The sequence below is a fragment of the Bacteroidales bacterium genome, assembly GCA_026418905.1.
Taxonomy (GTDB): Bacteria; Bacteroidota; Bacteroidia; order Bacteroidales; family DTU049; genus JAOAAK01.
This window is the reverse complement of sequence record JAOAAK010000036.1, coordinates 37053-53183: the sequence shown is the minus strand read 5'-3', so window position 1 is coordinate 53183 and position 16131 is coordinate 37053. Positions and strand designations below refer to the sequence as shown.

Annotated in this window: 13 protein-coding genes; 8 read left to right on the top strand and 5 right to left on the bottom strand. The window is 36.9% G+C overall.

Going from position 1 to position 16131, the window contains the following annotated elements:
• Nucleotides 1–18 precede the first annotated feature (18 nt).
• The gene (locus N2Z72_07385; GenBank protein ID MCX7697498.1) at nucleotides 19–2352 is read left to right on the top strand and encodes a TonB-dependent receptor; all 2334 of its coding nucleotides are present in this window, start codon (nucleotides 19–21) and stop codon (nucleotides 2350–2352) included.
• Complete coding sequence (locus N2Z72_07380; protein MCX7697497.1) at nucleotides 2349–3347, top strand: hypothetical protein; 999 nt, start codon at nucleotides 2349–2351, stop codon at nucleotides 3345–3347. Before N2Z72_07385 ends, N2Z72_07380 begins: the two co-directional genes overlap by 4 nt.
• Here the strand turns inward: N2Z72_07380 and atpC are convergent.
• The 3 genes from atpC to N2Z72_07365 form a co-directional block, all read right to left on the bottom strand.
• On the bottom strand, nucleotides 3337–3582 hold the full coding sequence (atpC, locus tag N2Z72_07375; GenBank protein MCX7697496.1) for an ATP synthase F1 subunit epsilon: 246 nt from the start codon (nucleotides 3580–3582) through the stop codon (nucleotides 3337–3339). The two genes, N2Z72_07380 and atpC, sit on opposite strands and share 11 nt — an antisense overlap.
• Before the next feature lie 4 nt (nucleotides 3583–3586).
• Nucleotides 3587–5095: a F0F1 ATP synthase subunit beta gene (atpD, locus tag N2Z72_07370; GenBank protein MCX7697495.1), complete on the bottom strand. Its 1509-nt coding sequence runs from the start codon at nucleotides 5093–5095 to the stop codon at nucleotides 3587–3589.
• A 128-nt stretch (nucleotides 5096–5223) separates the two neighbouring features.
• Nucleotides 5224–5601 carry a hypothetical protein gene (locus N2Z72_07365; GenBank protein ID MCX7697494.1) on the bottom strand — a complete coding sequence of 126 codons (378 nt, stop codon included), beginning with the start codon at nucleotides 5599–5601 and terminating at the stop codon, nucleotides 5224–5226.
• A gap of 63 nt (nucleotides 5602–5664) precedes the next feature.
• Between N2Z72_07365 and N2Z72_07360 the strand changes: the two genes are divergently transcribed.
• From N2Z72_07360 to N2Z72_07350, 3 genes are all read left to right on the top strand, one after another.
• Nucleotides 5665–6714, top strand: coding sequence for a DUF2851 family protein (locus N2Z72_07360; GenBank protein ID MCX7697493.1), 1050 nt, complete (start codon nucleotides 5665–5667; stop codon nucleotides 6712–6714).
• Nucleotides 6698–8368, top strand: a complete 1671-nt coding sequence (locus N2Z72_07355) for a sodium-dependent transporter (protein ID MCX7697492.1) — start codon at nucleotides 6698–6700, stop codon at nucleotides 8366–8368. The genes N2Z72_07360 and N2Z72_07355 overlap by 17 nt, the downstream gene beginning before the upstream one ends.
• 223 nt (nucleotides 8369–8591) lie before the next feature.
• On the top strand, nucleotides 8592–11024 hold the full coding sequence (locus tag N2Z72_07350; GenBank protein ID MCX7697491.1) for a hypothetical protein: 2433 nt from the start codon (nucleotides 8592–8594) through the stop codon (nucleotides 11022–11024).
• 16 nt (nucleotides 11025–11040) lie between these two features.
• Here the strand turns inward: N2Z72_07350 and sucD are convergent, their stop codons facing one another.
• Nucleotides 11041–11916 (bottom strand): succinate--CoA ligase subunit alpha, encoded by an 876-nt coding sequence (gene sucD, locus N2Z72_07345; GenBank protein ID MCX7697490.1) that lies wholly within the window; start codon nucleotides 11914–11916, stop codon nucleotides 11041–11043.
• A 37-nt stretch (nucleotides 11917–11953) separates the two neighbouring features.
• Complete coding sequence (locus N2Z72_07340) at nucleotides 11954–12940, bottom strand: acyltransferase (GenBank protein MCX7697489.1); 987 nt, start codon at nucleotides 12938–12940, stop codon at nucleotides 11954–11956.
• Between the two features lie 60 nt (nucleotides 12941–13000).
• Here N2Z72_07340 and N2Z72_07335 point away from each other — a divergent pair, with 60 nt between their 5' ends.
• The 3 genes from N2Z72_07335 to smpB are packed head-to-tail and all read left to right on the top strand — an operon-like array spanning nucleotide 13001 to nucleotide 16127.
• The gene (locus N2Z72_07335) at nucleotides 13001–13675 is read left to right on the top strand and encodes a protein-L-isoaspartate(D-aspartate) O-methyltransferase (GenBank protein MCX7697488.1); all 675 of its coding nucleotides are present in this window, start codon (nucleotides 13001–13003) and stop codon (nucleotides 13673–13675) included.
• Complete coding sequence (gene dnaG / locus N2Z72_07330; protein ID MCX7697487.1) at nucleotides 13675–15618, top strand: DNA primase; 1944 nt, start codon at nucleotides 13675–13677, stop codon at nucleotides 15616–15618. The genes N2Z72_07335 and dnaG overlap by 1 nt, the downstream gene beginning before the upstream one ends.
• A 44-nt stretch (nucleotides 15619–15662) precedes the next feature.
• On the top strand, nucleotides 15663–16127 hold the full coding sequence (gene smpB, locus N2Z72_07325) for an SsrA-binding protein SmpB (GenBank protein ID MCX7697486.1): 465 nt from the start codon (nucleotides 15663–15665) through the stop codon (nucleotides 16125–16127).
• Nucleotides 16128–16131: the final 4 nt, after the last annotated feature.

The window sequence follows — 16131 nt, the reverse complement described above, 5'->3', positions numbered from 1 at the left end:
TGCAAAAATAGACAATTCATGAGAATCCTTCAGGTATTGTTATTGTTTCTTCCTTATTTTATGTTTTCACAGCAAGCAGTGATTGAAGGATTTGTTAAAGAGAAAGGAACAGGCAATCCGTTGTGGGGTGTTCAGATTTATGTCTCTGAGCTTAAGCTGGGAATTGTTTCAGACTCAATGGGCGGTTTTAAGCTTACTTTACCACCTGGATCTTATGTTGTTGTTTTTAAGCTTATGGGGTACTACGAAGTAAAAAGACAGATAAGTTTAAAACCAGCAGAAGTCCTGAGACTAGATGTTGATCTGGAGGTTATGTCTACTCTTTTAAACGAAGTTGTGGTTTCGGCAGGAAAATTTGATCAAAAGCTTTCCGATGTTTCTGTATCTATGGATTTGATTAAACCTTCTTTTTTGGAAGCTAATGCTATAAGTTCCCTAGAGAACGCATTACAAAAGGTTTCTGGGATAGTCATATTTGATGATCAAGCAACCATTCGAGGAGGTAGTGGTTACTCGTATGGTGCTGGGAGTCGAGTTCTTTTCTTGGTAGACGATATGCCTCTCCTCACGGGCGCAACGGGTGAGATTAGATGGGAATTTTTACCTATGGAAAACATCAAACAAATAGAAATTTTTAAAGGTCCTAGCTCAACTTTATATGGATCATCGGCACTGAATGGTATTATTCATTATCGGACCATGTCACCACCATTGAAGCCTTACACCCAGTTTACAACTCAACTTGGTGTGTATGGTAATCCACTTCGCGAAGAAATTAAATGGTGGAAGAGTTTTAATCCCACTTTTTCCAGTTTTCGGATTTTTCATGGTCAAACCATCAAAAATTTTGGCTATACATTGACAGGTCAATTTTTCTCCGACGATGGTTACAGGGAAAGCGACAACGAACAACGGGGTATTGTGCAATCTACTTTTCGATATAAGTTTCCTAAAGTAGAAGGTCTAGTGGTTTCCTTGCGTATGAGTTATCTTTATCGACAAGGTAATAAATTCTTGCTTTGGCGTGACGCAGATTCCGGTGTGTATAGAAAAAATGAAACTTTTCAACAGGAAATCAATAATCGTCTTTTCGACATAGCTGGTTCGGCAGAATACTGGGTAAATAAACGAACTCGCCACCTGCTTAAACTTTTATGGTATGAAGTCAATAATGAAAACAATACCAACCAAAATAACTACGATGATCTTTGGTACGGTGAATATTTATTCCAAAAATTTCAGAATGATAAAGGTTTAGTTTGGAGTAGTGGTCTAGTTGGTACATACAATGAAAGCGAAGCTGATATTTTTGGTAAAAGGCTTCATTACGGACGTAGCCTAGCATTATATACACAGGCAGATAAAAAAACTGGAAAGTTTAACCTAACGTTAGGGGGACGTCTGGAAGGTCATCAAATAGACAAGGATCCAGCTACTTTTAAACCTGTTTTTAGAATGGGATTAACATATATGCTCCTAGAACAAACCTTTCTACGAGCTTCGTTTGGTCAGGGCTACCGTTATCCTACTATTGCCGAGAGATACACAGCCACTTCTACTGGCACCATTCGTATTTTTCCGAATCCATCCCTGAAATCCGAATCAGGTTACAGTGCTGAAGTAGGGTTTAGGCATGGGTATCAATGGAAAAAATGGCATGGCTATGTGGATATTTCAGGTTTTTTTATGAGGTATAGAGATATGATTGAGTTCCAGTTCGGTTATTTTAACCCTGACAGTGTTGTGTTGGTGGCCTTTCCTCCAACCGATCCCAACTACTTTCAAAATTGGTTAGGATTTAAAGCATTTAATGTTGAAAAAGCTCAGATCACTGGAACAGAAATTAACATTGCTGGTAATACTTCCTTATGGAAATTGCCGCTTCAATGGTTTATAGGTTACACATATACATATCCTATTGATCTGAGTAAACAACAAGATACAATGAAAAGTTCATTGGAAACAAAAATTCTTAAATACAGGTTTTTTCATAATTTCAAGGGTGATGTAGAAATTGGATTTAAAAAACTTTTTATAGGTGTCAATGTTGAATATCAAAGTAAAATTTTTAATATAGATAAAGTTTTTGAAGATACTATTCGTTATCCAAATGGTGCACCTATTCTTATTCCTCCCTCTATGGAACCGGCCATGATTCTTCCTGGATTGAAAGAATACAGAGAAAAGCATAATGGTTTTGTGGTGGTAGATCTACGTTTGAAGTATGAAGTATCCAAGGAAGTCAATTTTATCTTTAACGTGCGTAATGCTTTAAATAAAGAATACATGATACGTCCTGGTGATGTCCAGCCACCACGTACTTTTATATTTCAACTGCAAGTGCGCGTATGATACCAATTTATAACAAGACTATTCTCGTGTCTCCTTTGCCGTGGGGACTAGGACATGTTGCACGCATGATACCGCTTTTAAGGCAATACGTACGACACAACAAAGTAATTGTGTTTACTACTCAAGAACTTCTAGACTATGTTAAACAATACGTACCTGAAATCATCTCAGAAGTAGAAGAAGAAACACCTTTTCTTTATCGAAAGAATTTTTCCTTATTTCATCTGTTTTTCGTAGTCTTTTGGTTACAAAAAATGTACTTCCATGAAAGAAAAAAAGTAAAGGAGCTTGTTTTAAAACACGAACCCGATCTGATTATTTCTGACAATCGTTATGGTTGGTTTGACGAAACTATCCCATCGATTTTGATTACTCATCAGGTTAGACCTGCTTTCCCTTGGTGGGCGTTTCCTTTCAAGCCCTTGCTTATGCGTATAATGCTTAATAAATATAAGCATTTTTTTCAACTGTGGATTCCCGATGTTCATGAATACCCTGGTCTAGCTGGAAAACTCAGTCATACACCTGTGCTTAGAAGATTAAATCACTGGTACATTGGCCCACTTTCGCGCTTCGAAAATAGAAGGTCAAACGTCGAGGAAGAATATGCAGTATGGGTTTTATCAGGGCCTTCTCTTCATAGGGAGTGGATGTTGAACCAAATTGTTAGTTTTTGGAAAGACATTGATTTTCCTTTACATATTGTTGGGACAGAAGGCACGATTCAGCTGCCACCTCATATTAAAACATATACATTAACAAATCCTGCTGTAGATGAACTCATCATGAATGCGCGATATCTAATATCTCATACAGGGTATAGTGTGTTGATGGATCTTGAGAAGTTGAACAAAAAGGGATGGCTTTTTCCTACCAGTGGGCAAAGCGAGCAAATATATCTAGCCCAATTACATGCCAAAAAACACCATGTATTTAAAAATGTTAGAACTTTACTTGAGTGTTTAAAACTAGAACTGAAGAAAATCAAACAGTGACGAGAGCTATAATGGTGTTTTTGAAAACCTCAACAAAACCTCCTTTGATAGAGAAAAGTTTTTCTTCGTTTTGGGAGGTTCGAACACGAATATTACCAGCTTCGAGAGAAGAAACCAGAGGAGCATGGTTAGGAAGCACTTGAAATGATCCCATACTTCCAGGAAATTGAGCCATGCTTATCTCCCCTTCAAACAACTTGCCTTCTGGATGTATGATTTTAATGTACAACATCATGTGATTATGCTTTAGCTTGGGCAAGTAATTTTTTACCTTTTTCGATAGCTTGTTCGATGGTGCCAACAAGATGGAAAGCGGCCTCGGGGTATTCATCAACTTCGCCGTCAAGAATCATCTTAAAACCTTTAATAGTGTCTTCAATGTTGACAAATTCACCTGGTACACCTGTAAATTGAGTTGCTACGTGAAAAGGTTGAGAAAGAAATCGTTGAACCCTGCGTGCGCGATGAACAACCAATTTGTCTTCTTCAGAGAGTTCTTCCATGCCAAGGATAGCGATGATGTCCTGAAGTTCTTTGTAGCGCTGAAGTATTTTTTTAACTCGTTGAGCGGTCTCGTAATGTTCTTGCCCGACGATATCGGGCGAAAGAATGCGAGAGGTGGAATCGAGAGGGTCAACAGCAGGATAGATACCAAGTTCAGCTATTTTACGACTGAGAACAGTTGTGGCGTCGAGATGAGCAAATGTAGTGGCAGGGGCAGGATCGGTAAGATCATCTGCTGGTACGTAAATAGCTTGTACGGAAGTAATCGAACCTCGCTTAGTAGAAGTGATACGTTCCTGTAAAATACCCATTTCTGTTGCCAGGGTTGGTTGGTAACCTACAGCAGAGGGCATACGCCCCAGAAGAGCTGATACTTCAGAACCAGCTTGCGTGAAACGGAATATGTTATCGATGAAAAACAGAATATCTCGTCCGCCCGATTTTTCGTCTCCATCTCGGTAATATTCAGCAATCGTCAAACCACTGAGACCAACTCTTGCACGTGCTCCTGGTGGTTCGTTCATTTGTCCAAAAACCATCGTAAGAAGACTTTTTTTGAGGTTTTCTAAGTCAACTTTGGATAGATCCCAACCACCTTTATGCATACTTTCCAGGAATTCTTTTCCATAATTGACAAGTCCAGCTTCGATCATTTCGCGAAGTAAATCATTGCCTTCACGAGTTCGCTCACCCACGCCGGCAAATACAGAAAAGCCATTGTATTTCTTTGCAATGTTGTTGATCAGTTCTTGAATGATAACCGTTTTTCCAACACCTGCACCACCGAATAGTCCAATTTTTCCACCTTTGGCATAAGGTTCGATGAGATCAATAACCTTGATACCCGTATATAGAACTTCAGTTTTAGTTGAGAGCTGTTCAAATTTTGGAGGCTCTCGGTGAATTTCATAACTTCTTTCTTTTTTTACGGCGGGCAAACCATCAATGGGCTCTCCAACTACGTTAAAAAGTCTGCCGTTAATTTCTTCACCAATGGGCATAGAGATAGGTTTTCCTGTATTAATCACAGGCATTCCTCGGTATAGTCCATCCGTAGAGTCCATGGCAATAGTTCTCACAGTATTTTCACCAATGTCTTGTTGGGTCTCAAGTACAAGAACTCGACCGTCTTCCTTTTTTATTTCTAAAGCATCGTAAATTTTGGGCAGATCCTCCTCCTTCTCAAATACCACATCTACAACGGGGCCAATTACTTGAGCAACGTATCCGATTTTTTCCGACATACGAAATTTTTTTCTTCAGCAAATGTAAATTAATTTTTAAATCTTAATGATGAAATATGAAATTTGTATGATATAGAATTACTTTTAAAACTGAGATTATGCGTAGGAAAAATTTGTTTGGATGATAACTATAATTCAAGCGTGATAAAATTTTTAGAGCGTACTTTTTTGCCATTGACGACAGCAGGTTTCCATGGACCCATGGAAGAAAACATTTTGTTAATAATAACTTGAGCTTCTTCGGGTAATTGAGTGTTGACGGCAGATACTTGTGTAATGGTTCCATCTTGTTCAACTATAAAAGAAATAAGAAGAAATGTACCAGGTTTGAAGAAATTTTTTAATTCTTGACTGCAGGAAATAATATGTCGTTGGAGGGCAGTAGTTCCCTCTACGTATAAGGCAGGCGTATCGACATCTAAGTAAATGGTATTAATAGAAGTGTTTTGTTGAGAAAAAAGAAAAAAAGTGTTAAAAACACAAAGAATCGCTATTAATTTTGACATGCTTTATTTTTGCAAATGTACTATTTTTGAAAATATTTTTAAGTTTATCGTGTGGTTTTAATAATGTTAAGCAAAGAAAAAGAGATTCTGTCAAAATGGTTTTCTACCCCAATACCTTTTTTTCTTACTTTAAGTACTGGTGAGAATTTAACAATATATTTTCATGGAATGGAAAACCGTTTTGATGGACCTGACATTATAGGATGTGTGGCCCGTACGAATGATGCTTGGTTAGTGGGAAATATTGAAATTCATAGAAAATCTTCCGATTGGTATGTTCATGGCCATCACATGCAAAAAGCTTATGATCAGGTGCTATTTCAGCTTGTAGACGAAAATGACAAAATTTGTTATACTAGTCATGGACGAATTGTTCCAGTGGTAGAATTACAACATCTAGACACTTACAGGCTTGTTTGCTGTGAGCACGATTCATCTTATATCTCTGACATCATTCGAAGCTTTTTTTTTAGTCGCCTCGAGCAAAGAAAGAATTTTTTCAGGAATTTATGTAAAAATCATAACTATAAGATTTATGATGCGATTTGGCATCATATTTTAATAGGTATCGGAAAACCTACATATGCGGATTTATTTGAGTGGGTAGGATATCAAATTTCATGGTCTCAAGCACGAGAAATATTTCACAAAGCAAGTTTGGCTTTTTTTATACGTAGTTTGATTTCATGCGCACCATATCCTCTTCATAAAAAAACATTACCGAACGGGTCCTGGGAAAGAAAAATTTGCTTTTTTGAAGAACTTTTTCACTTGAAAAAAATAAGTTCATTGATAAGTATGATGAATGAAAGATGGAATTTTTTCAAGACCCAACATATTGTTGCTTGTAAACAAACTATTTTGCGTTACTATGTCAATGCACTCATGCCAATTTTATGTGTGCTATTTCCAAATGAGGAAGATAAATTAATCAAAGAGCTTGAATTTTTAACACCTGAAAGAAATAGTATCATTGTTAACTTTACGAAAGATTGGAATTATAAGCCAATTCATTTGCTGGAAAGTCAAGGAATATTGGAGTTTATTAAACAAAAGAGTAGAACGAAATTTCAGCAAACCATCAAAATGATACACCATGAAAAAAACAACTGAAGGGTGGGGAACACGTATAGGTCTTATTCTTGCCATGGCCGGTAATGCGGTAGGATTTGGCAATTTTTTGCGATTTCCTGTTCAAGCTATTCAGAATGGAGGTGGAGCGTTTATTATCCCTTACCTGGTGAGTTTTCTATTGCTTGGCATACCACTTTTACTCATTGAATGGTCTATCGGAAGATATGGGGGACAGTATGGGTTTCATAGCACCCCTTTTATGTTCCAGAGCATGAACAGGCTTTCGTTCTGGAAATATGTCGGAATTTTTGGCATTTTTAGCAACATTGGTATAGGGGCTTATTATACTTACATGGAGTCGTGGACGCTGGCATATATTTTTCACAGTCTCATAGGTACTTTCAAGGGTTTAGATCAACATGGTGTTGTGGAAGTTTTCAATCATTACGTCTCGCTCGATAAGTTTACTTTTTTCCCTTTTGAATCTTTGTTTTTCTTTGTTTTTTGCTTGTTTTTGAACGTTTACATATTAAGTCGCGGGTTGTGTGGAGGAGTTGAGAAAGTAGCAATGTTTGCCATGCCTATGCTGATTTTATTTGGCTTTTTTTTAGCATTTAAAGCTATTACTATTCAGGCTGGAGTGGATGGGGCAGTAGAAAATGGCATAGCAGGGCTTAATTTTCTTTGGACTCCTCATTTTGATTCCATATGGAATCCAAAAGTATGGTTTGCTGCAGCAAGTCAAATCTTTTTTACCTTATCGTTGGGTATGGGTTCCATTCAGGCATATGCATCATATCTAAGAAAAAATGATGACATAGCCTTGAATGCCATGACTGCTGGCTGGACAAACGAATTTGTGGAAGTTGTTTTAGGTGGAGCTATTGTTATACCTATTTCTATTGGTTTTTTAGGATTAGATAAGGTTTTTGAAATAACGCAATTAGGAGGTTTAGGACTTGGTTTTAAAACTTTGCCATTTCTTTTTTATCAATGGGGGGATGTAATGGGTACGATTGTTAGCATTGTTTGGTTTACTTTGTTGTTTTTTGCTGGTATCACCTCATCATTAGCGATGGGTGTGCCGGTACAAGCATTTATGAAAGACGAATTTGGCTTATCTACCAGATCCTCAGCATATCTTTTTGGAGGAATCATTCTTGTTCTAGGTATGCCAACTGTTTTGTTTTTTAATGAGGGAGTGTTTGATGAATACGATTACTGGACTGGTTCGTTTACACTTTTTATTTTTGCTGCGTTTGAAGCTGTATTGTTTGCATGGTTTTTTGGCTACAAAAGAGGATGGGAAGAGATTATTAGAGGTGCAGAAATTAAAATTCCTGGCATTTACAAATACATTATTGGTTTTGTAACGCCTATCATATTGATCATAATTCTTATTGGGGCTATTTTCAAACCGATGGATAACAATTGGGTATTGGCTTTTCAGCAATTGTTCAGTGGAGAAGGTTGGCCATTTGCTTTTGACAGTTTGGTGGGAAAAATGATGAATTTAGAATTACACCACGAATTGCAGCAAGCATCAGATGCTAATATGATTGCAGATATCAAACGACGTATATGGCTTATTAATGCTAGTCGTATTATTCTTCTTGTGACCTTTGTCGCAATAGGTTACTTAGTATATCGAGCATTTAAGAAACGTAAAAAAGAAAATAGGTGGATATCATGAATACATCAGCATTGGTTTTGATGCTTTTGATCTGGTTATTGGTGATTGGAGCTTGCGTGTTTTTTTACTGGAAAGTATTGACCAAAAGGAATTTTTCAGTTGAAAATGAGAGGGAAGAAAATGATAAAAATAAATTAACACAAAAATAACTAACGAGAACATGTTTTTTTGATAATAAATAGTTACATTTGCATGTAGTTTTTGACTTAAAAATTATTGAGGTATGCGGTTAATTTTTATAATATTTTTGCTTTATGAGGGCTATATCATTTCTCAGACCACTATAGATTCAGGGTTAGTTAATGTTAATCAATTTAGCATTATAGACGCTCGTTTTGTTCCTGCTTCTCAAAGTTTTGATACCAGCTCACTAGGTCGTTCAGAAGAGTTCAATCCTTTTTTAAAATCTAAAGGTATATTTGAAAGTGGTGATTTTGCAATTATTTCAGTCTGTTCTAATACGAATTGTGTGGGTGGAGCCAATGGAGAGGATGAAATAAGTTTTATAACTTTTAAGAATATTGATCCAGGAGACAAATTTATTATCACAGATAATGGATATCAAAGAGTTAATGCATTAAAATGGGGAAATTCCGAGGGAGTTTACGAAATTACAAGAACAACTAGTACGATTCCAGCTGGTACAGTTGTTACTTTTCGTTTTGGTATTACCACTCTTACTTTTCAAGGTTTATACCCTGATAACAACTGGAGTGTTGCCAATTTAAATTGGCCTGGTACGACAGTTAATTTAAATTCTAGCGGTGATCAAATATACTTCTTCCAAGGTGGAACATGGAACAGGGGTACTAATAATGGGAGTCATGATGCTACGTATACACCAGGTACTCTTTTATTTGCTTTTAACACTAATAATGTGTGGCAAAATTTTGCCAGTAGTACTCAACATTCAGGTTTATTTCCCGGTATGGAATGTTTCAGCATGATGCCTGGAGTGGCCACCGATTTCCTCGAATATACCGGCCCAACGACAGCTGCTACAAAAAGAGAATGGATTGATCGAATAAACAATCCCAGTAATTGGACCAACAGAGGAAGTTGTGCAACTTATTTTGCCAATCGAATTCATTACGGTCAAACTTACAGTATTCTTCCAGGTGGATATAGTCCAGGCTTATGGGTAGGGGGCAAGGATAACAACTGGTTTAATTGCGAAAACTGGCAAAATCTTCAAGTTCCTGATTCTATGACAGATGTAACTATTCCTTCAAGTGGTGTAACGAACGAACCCATCATTGGAGCTCCTCCAACAAGTCCTGTAGCTTACTCAGCTGCTTATTCTAAAAATCTCTCGATAGAAAATGGCAGAACACTAACTATGAACAACGCGTCAAGTCGCTTGGATGTGTATGGCAATTTTGTCAACAATGGAAATGTGTCGTTTACTAATGGAACTATATATTTTAAAGGAAGTAATTCAGTCTTATCGGGTAGTAATTTACAGTTTTTTAAAGTCGTATTGGAAAAAAACACAGCTACTTCTTCTCTTACTTTGTCTAATCAAATTACTATAAATAACTCTCTTTCCCTTAAGAAAGGTATTCTATCAACAGGAAGCAATATTCTTGTGATTTACAACACATCTCCCTCTTCAATTGTCGATCATAGCACCCAGAGTTATATCAATGGCCGGTTAAGACGATATGTGGCTTCTACAGGCAGTTATGATTTCCCACTTGGAACTTCTTCCAACTATGAATTTGCTAACATTAACCTTAATTCATCTTCGGGATTGAGCTATATTGATGGTTTTTTTACTTCTCCTCATTCTACACCTATTAATATTACACCTCAAAACATTTATGTTAATGGAACTCAATTGAATGAACTATTAAATTATGGTTTCTGGACTTTTGAGCCTAATGGTGGAACATACAATTACGATATTACTCTTACTTCAAGAGGACATACCAACGAGGGTGCTACAGCAGCATCACATGCTGTCATCAAACGTCCTAATGCAGCCTCTAACTGGGTAAGTCAAGGTACCCATCTTAACAGTGATCAATCTATGGTCCCGGGGGTTTATGTTACAGCAAAGAGAAGAAATTTGAATGCTTTTAGTGATTTTGCTATTGCTAAAAGTTCGTTGGGCAACCTTCCTGTAGAACTGATATCGTTCGATGTTAAATGGGCTCGACCTTCGTTAATTGAAATTAGCTGGGCGACAGCTTCCGAAATGCAGTGTGATCATTATGAAATTGAAACCTGGCAAGGAGGGAAATACATTAAGACTTTGTATCATCCTGGTTCAGGAACGACCAATGAAATAACATCATATTCTCTTCTTGATGAAGAACCATCCATTCCTACTTTGTTCGTGCTTTATCAGGAAGATTATGATGGCAAACGACATTTGTTAGATTCTAAATGGTATAGCCCAAGTATTGAAACTTCTGTCCATATTTCAACAAAAGGTGGACAATTATACCTCGAATTTGTCGGAAAAAATGAAAAGAATTATACGCTTAAAATAGTGGATGTAGCTGGAAGATTGCTTTTTGAAAAAGATATTTACTTTTCCCAGAACCACAATGTGTTTTTTGTTGAGATTCCCTACAAAGGCTCAATCTTTATCATACTTCGAGATAAAGATGGAATGGACGAATTAAAGAAAATGCTGGTATTGCCTTAAAAATGCAGGGCAGAAGTCAGATGCTATTTATGATTTGCTTGACAGTCTTTCCAATATAAGCGGGGTGGTCTACCACATGAATACCTTTTTCGGAAAGGTATTGTTTTTTAGCTTGAGCAGTATCCCATTTACCACTAATGATAGCGCCAGCGTGTCCCATGGTTCTTCCTCGAGGAGCAGTAGCTCCGGCAATGAAGGCTACGATAGGTTTGTGGGGATGTAATTGGTAAAAGTCTGCTACTTCGATTTCGGCAGTACCACCGATTTCACCAATAAGGACAATAATTTCTGTTTCGGGATCGTTCATAAACATTTCTACTACTTCTTTCATTGTTGTTCCCACAATAGGATCTCCACCAATGCCTACCATGGTAGATTGGCCCAAACCAGCTTCACTAATCTGATTCACAGCTTCGTAAGATAAGGTACCACTCCGTGAAACTATACCCACATGGCCTTTGCGATGAATAAATCCTGGCATGATGCCCAATTTGGCCTCGCCTGGTGTGATAATACCGGGACAATTGGGTCCTATGAGACGGGCATTCTTGTTTCTCAGATGATGTTTTACTTTTACCATGTCTTGAATAGGAATACCTTCAGTGATACAGACAATGAGTCGTATCCCAGCATCAGCAGCTTCAATAATAGCATCTACAGCAAATTGGGCAGGTACGAAAATGACTGAGCTATCAGCGTGAGTTGATTTTACGGCTTCTTCGACGGTATTAAATACAGGCAAATCTAAATGTTTGGTTCCACCTTTGCCTGGCGTAACTCCTCCGACAATTTTCGTTCCGTAGGCCAACATTTGAGATGTATGGAATGTACCTTCTTTGCCACTAATGCCCTGAACGATAACACGTGTTTCTTTGTTGACCAAAATACTCATTTTGTTTTAATATAACATGCAAAGATTGCAATTTTTTTTAAATTGTCATAATAGAACATCCACGTAGATCGCTGAAATCCATTCTTCCAATAATTTCAAGTCCTTCACTATGCCATCTACCCACATCTTCGGTGGCTATGAATGGACATGAATACATATTGGCTAAATCGATGATATGGATGACCCCTTGTTTAAGGGACGGGCCAAAAAAACGTGGTTCATGAGGATCTCGCAAAAAAATTTTCATCCAGGGTGGTGTTTGAAATAGCCCATTTCGTAGAGAATAAGCCTGAGATAGTAGCTCAGTCATTCCGTACTCACTGTGAACGTCGTTTACTTGGGACTTTTGTTTGATAAATTCGTGTAAATAAAAACGAGGCCATTCTTCTCTTCTGCCTTTCATCCCACCTGTCTCCATGATAATAGCAGCATGGTAATTGTTTGGATAAATCGTTAGAAAATCAATTAAAGCAAAAGTGGTTCCTATTAAAAAGGTGGTTCTTTTTGAATCGTTTTCAAGTTTTTTCATTTTTTTATAAAGCGCAGAAAAATTATCCAAGTAAAAACCACTTTCAGAAGATTGTGAAATATTTATTAGAGTTTTTATCATATACACCAACGACGAGTTTGGTCTTTCTAAGTAATTAGGAATTAATGCTAAAAAATGATATCGTGATGGATGGCCGTAAAAAAATTCAAAACACCTTAGAATGGATTGCTCGTATAGAGAAGGCTTTGCAATGAAATGAGAACCTTTTTGTTGAGAAGTTGTGCCGCTTGTTTCGAAAATTAATTTTTCCTTGCAGAAGGACGGTAATATTTTATGATATTTGAATAACGATACAGGAAGACAAGGGATTTGAAATGAATTTCCAACATGCGACGGATCAATACCAATGTTGTCACAAAAAGTTCTGTAAACAGGGTTATATTGATAGTGAATATGAAAAAGAATAAGCGCCAGTTCTTCGAATTGAACCATGTTTTGAATAAGAAAAATCCTACTTTCTAAATTTTTTAACATCGAAAAGGCATTTGAAAAATTGCTTAAAATTAATATGCAGATTCGTTACTTTTGCAATGTATGAAAGTATTTTTTCGCGGTTTAGTTTTAGAGGATACATATAGAACAAAAGGATTAAGGCGAAAGCTTATAGAGGAAATTCGTTCGAAAGGAATAAAGGATGAGAAAGTGCTTGAGGCTATGGAAAAAGTACCTCGACATTTTTTCCTAGATAGTAGTTTCATAGAATTTGCTTATGGAGATCATCCTTTTTCTATTGGGGAGGGTCAAACCATCAGTCAGCCATATACTGTTGCTTATCAGACGGAATTGCTCGAAGTAAAACCTGGGATGAAAGTTTTGGAAATAGGAACAGGTTCTGGCTATCAGGCTGCTATACTGGCTGAAATGGGAGCACGAGTTTTTACGATCGAACGAATACAGAAACTATATCTCAAAGCTAAAGAACTTCTTGCTGCCATGGGTTATCATGCCATACGATGTTTTTATAGAGATGGAACAGAAGGATTATCTACCTATGCTCCCTTCGATCGGATTATTGTGACAGCAGCTGCAAGCAGTATTCCTGACAAACTTGTAGATCAGCTAGTAGAAGGTGGTATCTTAGTCGTGCCAGTGGATGATGGACCAGGAGTTCAGGTAATGAAGAAGATTGTAAAAGAAAAAAATGGTCAGATTATGGTTCAAGATTTTGGATATTTCAGGTTCGTACCACTATTAAAAAATAAGGGCTGATGATAAGACGGGAAGATATTGCCAAGGTTTTGGAAGCTGCAAGAATCGAAGAAGTGATTGGGGAATTTGTGAAGTTAAAAAAAGTGGGGAGTAACTTGCGTGGTTTGTGCCCATTTCATACTGAAAAAACGCCCTCATTTTATGTTTCACCGGCGAAAGGAATGTTTAAATGTTTTGGTTGTGGTAAAGGAGGAAGTGTTGTTAATTTTCTCATCGAACATGAAAAATTTTCTTACCAAGAAGCCATTCGTTTTTTGGCTCAAAAGTATGGCATTGATCTAATCGAATCAGAAGAAAAGGAAGATCACTTCATTTCCAAGACTAAAGAGGAACAATCTTTTCATCTCCACAGTTTTGCGCATCAATGGTTTGTTGATCAGTTATGGAAAACGGGCGAAGGTAATAGCGTAGGACTTGAATATTTGAGAAAAAGAGGATTGCGTGATGCAACCATAAAGCTTTTTGGTCTAGGCTATTCACCTTTGCAAAAAGATGCTTTTCTGCAATACGCTTTAAAAGCTGGTTATGGGATAGAGTTGTTACGAGAAAATGGTTTAATTTCAGAGAGCGGAAAAGACCGTTTTGCAGGTCGTATCATTTTTCCTATCTACAGTGTTGCTGGAAGGGTCATAGCTTTTGCAGGAAGAATCCTTCAAAACAATTCTTCTTCCCCTAAATATGTGAATTCTCCAGAAACCATTATTTATCAGAAAAGTAAGGTTTTATATGGTTTACATGTTGCGAAAAATAAGATCATTCAAAAAGATGAATGCTTTTTGGTAGAGGGTTATATGGATTTTATTTCCCTTTATCAGCAAGGAATAGAAAATGTCGTTGCAAGCAGTGGTACGAGTCTTACAGAAGAACAAATCAAAATACTTTCGCGTTATACACAAAACATCACATTGGTGTATGATGGTGACGTGGCAGGACAAAAAGCAACGATGCGAGCTGTAGATATGTTGTTGGAAGCCGGATTAAATGTGCGCATAATATCACTTCCATTTCAAGAAGACCCGGATTCATTTGCACAGAAACATGATCCACAAGAAATCCTTAATTATTTTGACCAAGAAAAGCAAACATTCATTGAATTCAAAACACAGGTTTTATTAAATGAAGCAAATAAAGATCCTATCAAGAAAGCTTCTGCTATTACCAACATTATACAATCCATAGCTTTGATTCCTTATCCACTCGTTCGAAATCATATGATAATGGAAATTGCTCGAAAACATCAGTTAGATGAAAACATCCTGATGCATGAGCTTAATAAGAATCTTAGTCATCGTTCGCAACAAAACAACTTAGGTGTTCCTGTTCAGTCGACATTACCTCCTTTTTATTCAATGTCCTATTTGGAACAACGTCGTTTTCGAGTTGAAGCAAACATTATTAGAAACCTCCTACTTTATGGAGAACGCATGTTGGAATTTCCGTCTGAAAAAACTCAAACTTCAAAAATTTTAGCGATGGATTACATTCTGAGAGAAATAAAGGAAGATGAGCTAGTTTTTGAAAATCAGGCATTTCAGTCTATTTTTTCTAAAATTGAAGCTTTATATCAAGAAAATAATTTTTCGTGGACGGTGCTTCTAAGTAAGCTCGATCCCGAAGAAACATCCACTCTTTCCTCTCTAATTCAAGAAGAAGGCCAACTTTCTCCCAATTGGAGGAAAAAAGATATTAATGTTGAATCGACACTTAATAATCAGTTGCTACTGAAAAATGAAATTGATAATGCCATTCTTGAATTCAAACTTGTCATTATTCAGCAACAAATTTATGAGCTAATTAAACAAATTGCACAGTCTACCGATGAGAACGAACAGACAAATTTAATGAGAGAGTTTCAGAAGTGGAAATCTTATGAAATCACCATTGAGGCAAGACTACGACACCGGAATATTTCGCCAGGAGGAAACCTAGAACTCTTACTTTAAGAAAAATTTGCGTATTTTCGCTTTTGACTTGCATTCACATATTCATGAAAAAACAAAAAGATCATCGAATATTTATAAAGAACAAAAAGGCATCATATGAATATATCATTCTCGAAAAATATATAGCTGGCATTGTATTGAAAGGAACTGAAATTAAAAGTATTCGACAAGGAAAGGTTAGTATCAATGAAGCTTATTGTACTTTTGAAAAGGGAGAATTGTTTGTTAAAAACATGAATATTAACCCTTATGAGCAAGGATCTTATAACAATCATTTGCCTATTAGGGATAGGAAGTTGCTATTGACCAGAAGAGAACTTGCTCGGCTGCAAAGTAAAGTTCTAGAAGCAGGTCTAACCATCGTACCTTTATCACTTTTTATCAATGAAAAAGGACTAGCTAAGCTTGAAATAGCTCTTGTTCGTGGTAAGAAAGCTTATGATAAACGTGAAACAATTCGTCGAAGAGACGAAGAAAGGTACTTGGCACGAAGTCATGATGATTTTTAAAAAA

Coding starts and splice junctions, on each gene's coding strand:
- N2Z72_07380 (MCX7697497.1), top strand. CDS start 2,349: ATGATACCAATTTATAACAAGACTATTCTCGTGTCTCCTTTGCCGTGG.
- smpB (MCX7697486.1), top strand. CDS start 15,663: ATGAAAAAACAAAAAGATCATCGAATATTTATAAAGAACAAAAAGGCA.
- N2Z72_07385 (MCX7697498.1), top strand. CDS start 19: ATGAGAATCCTTCAGGTATTGTTATTGTTTCTTCCTTATTTTATGTTT.
- sucD (MCX7697490.1), bottom strand. CDS start 11,916: ATGAGTATTTTGGTCAACAAAGAAACACGTGTTATCGTTCAGGGCATT.
- N2Z72_07365 (MCX7697494.1), bottom strand. CDS start 5,601: ATGTCAAAATTAATAGCGATTCTTTGTGTTTTTAACACTTTTTTTCTT.
- N2Z72_07340 (MCX7697489.1), bottom strand. CDS start 12,940: ATGTTAAAAAATTTAGAAAGTAGGATTTTTCTTATTCAAAACATGGTT.
- atpC (MCX7697496.1), bottom strand. CDS start 3,582: ATGATGTTGTACATTAAAATCATACATCCAGAAGGCAAGTTGTTTGAA.
- N2Z72_07335 (MCX7697488.1), top strand. CDS start 13,001: ATGAAAGTATTTTTTCGCGGTTTAGTTTTAGAGGATACATATAGAACA.
- N2Z72_07350 (MCX7697491.1), top strand. CDS start 8,592: ATGCGGTTAATTTTTATAATATTTTTGCTTTATGAGGGCTATATCATT.
- dnaG (MCX7697487.1), top strand. CDS start 13,675: ATGATAAGACGGGAAGATATTGCCAAGGTTTTGGAAGCTGCAAGAATC.
- N2Z72_07360 (MCX7697493.1), top strand. CDS start 5,665: ATGTTAAGCAAAGAAAAAGAGATTCTGTCAAAATGGTTTTCTACCCCA.
- N2Z72_07355 (MCX7697492.1), top strand. CDS start 6,698: ATGAAAAAAACAACTGAAGGGTGGGGAACACGTATAGGTCTTATTCTT.
- atpD (MCX7697495.1), bottom strand. CDS start 5,095: ATGTCGGAAAAAATCGGATACGTTGCTCAAGTAATTGGCCCCGTTGTA.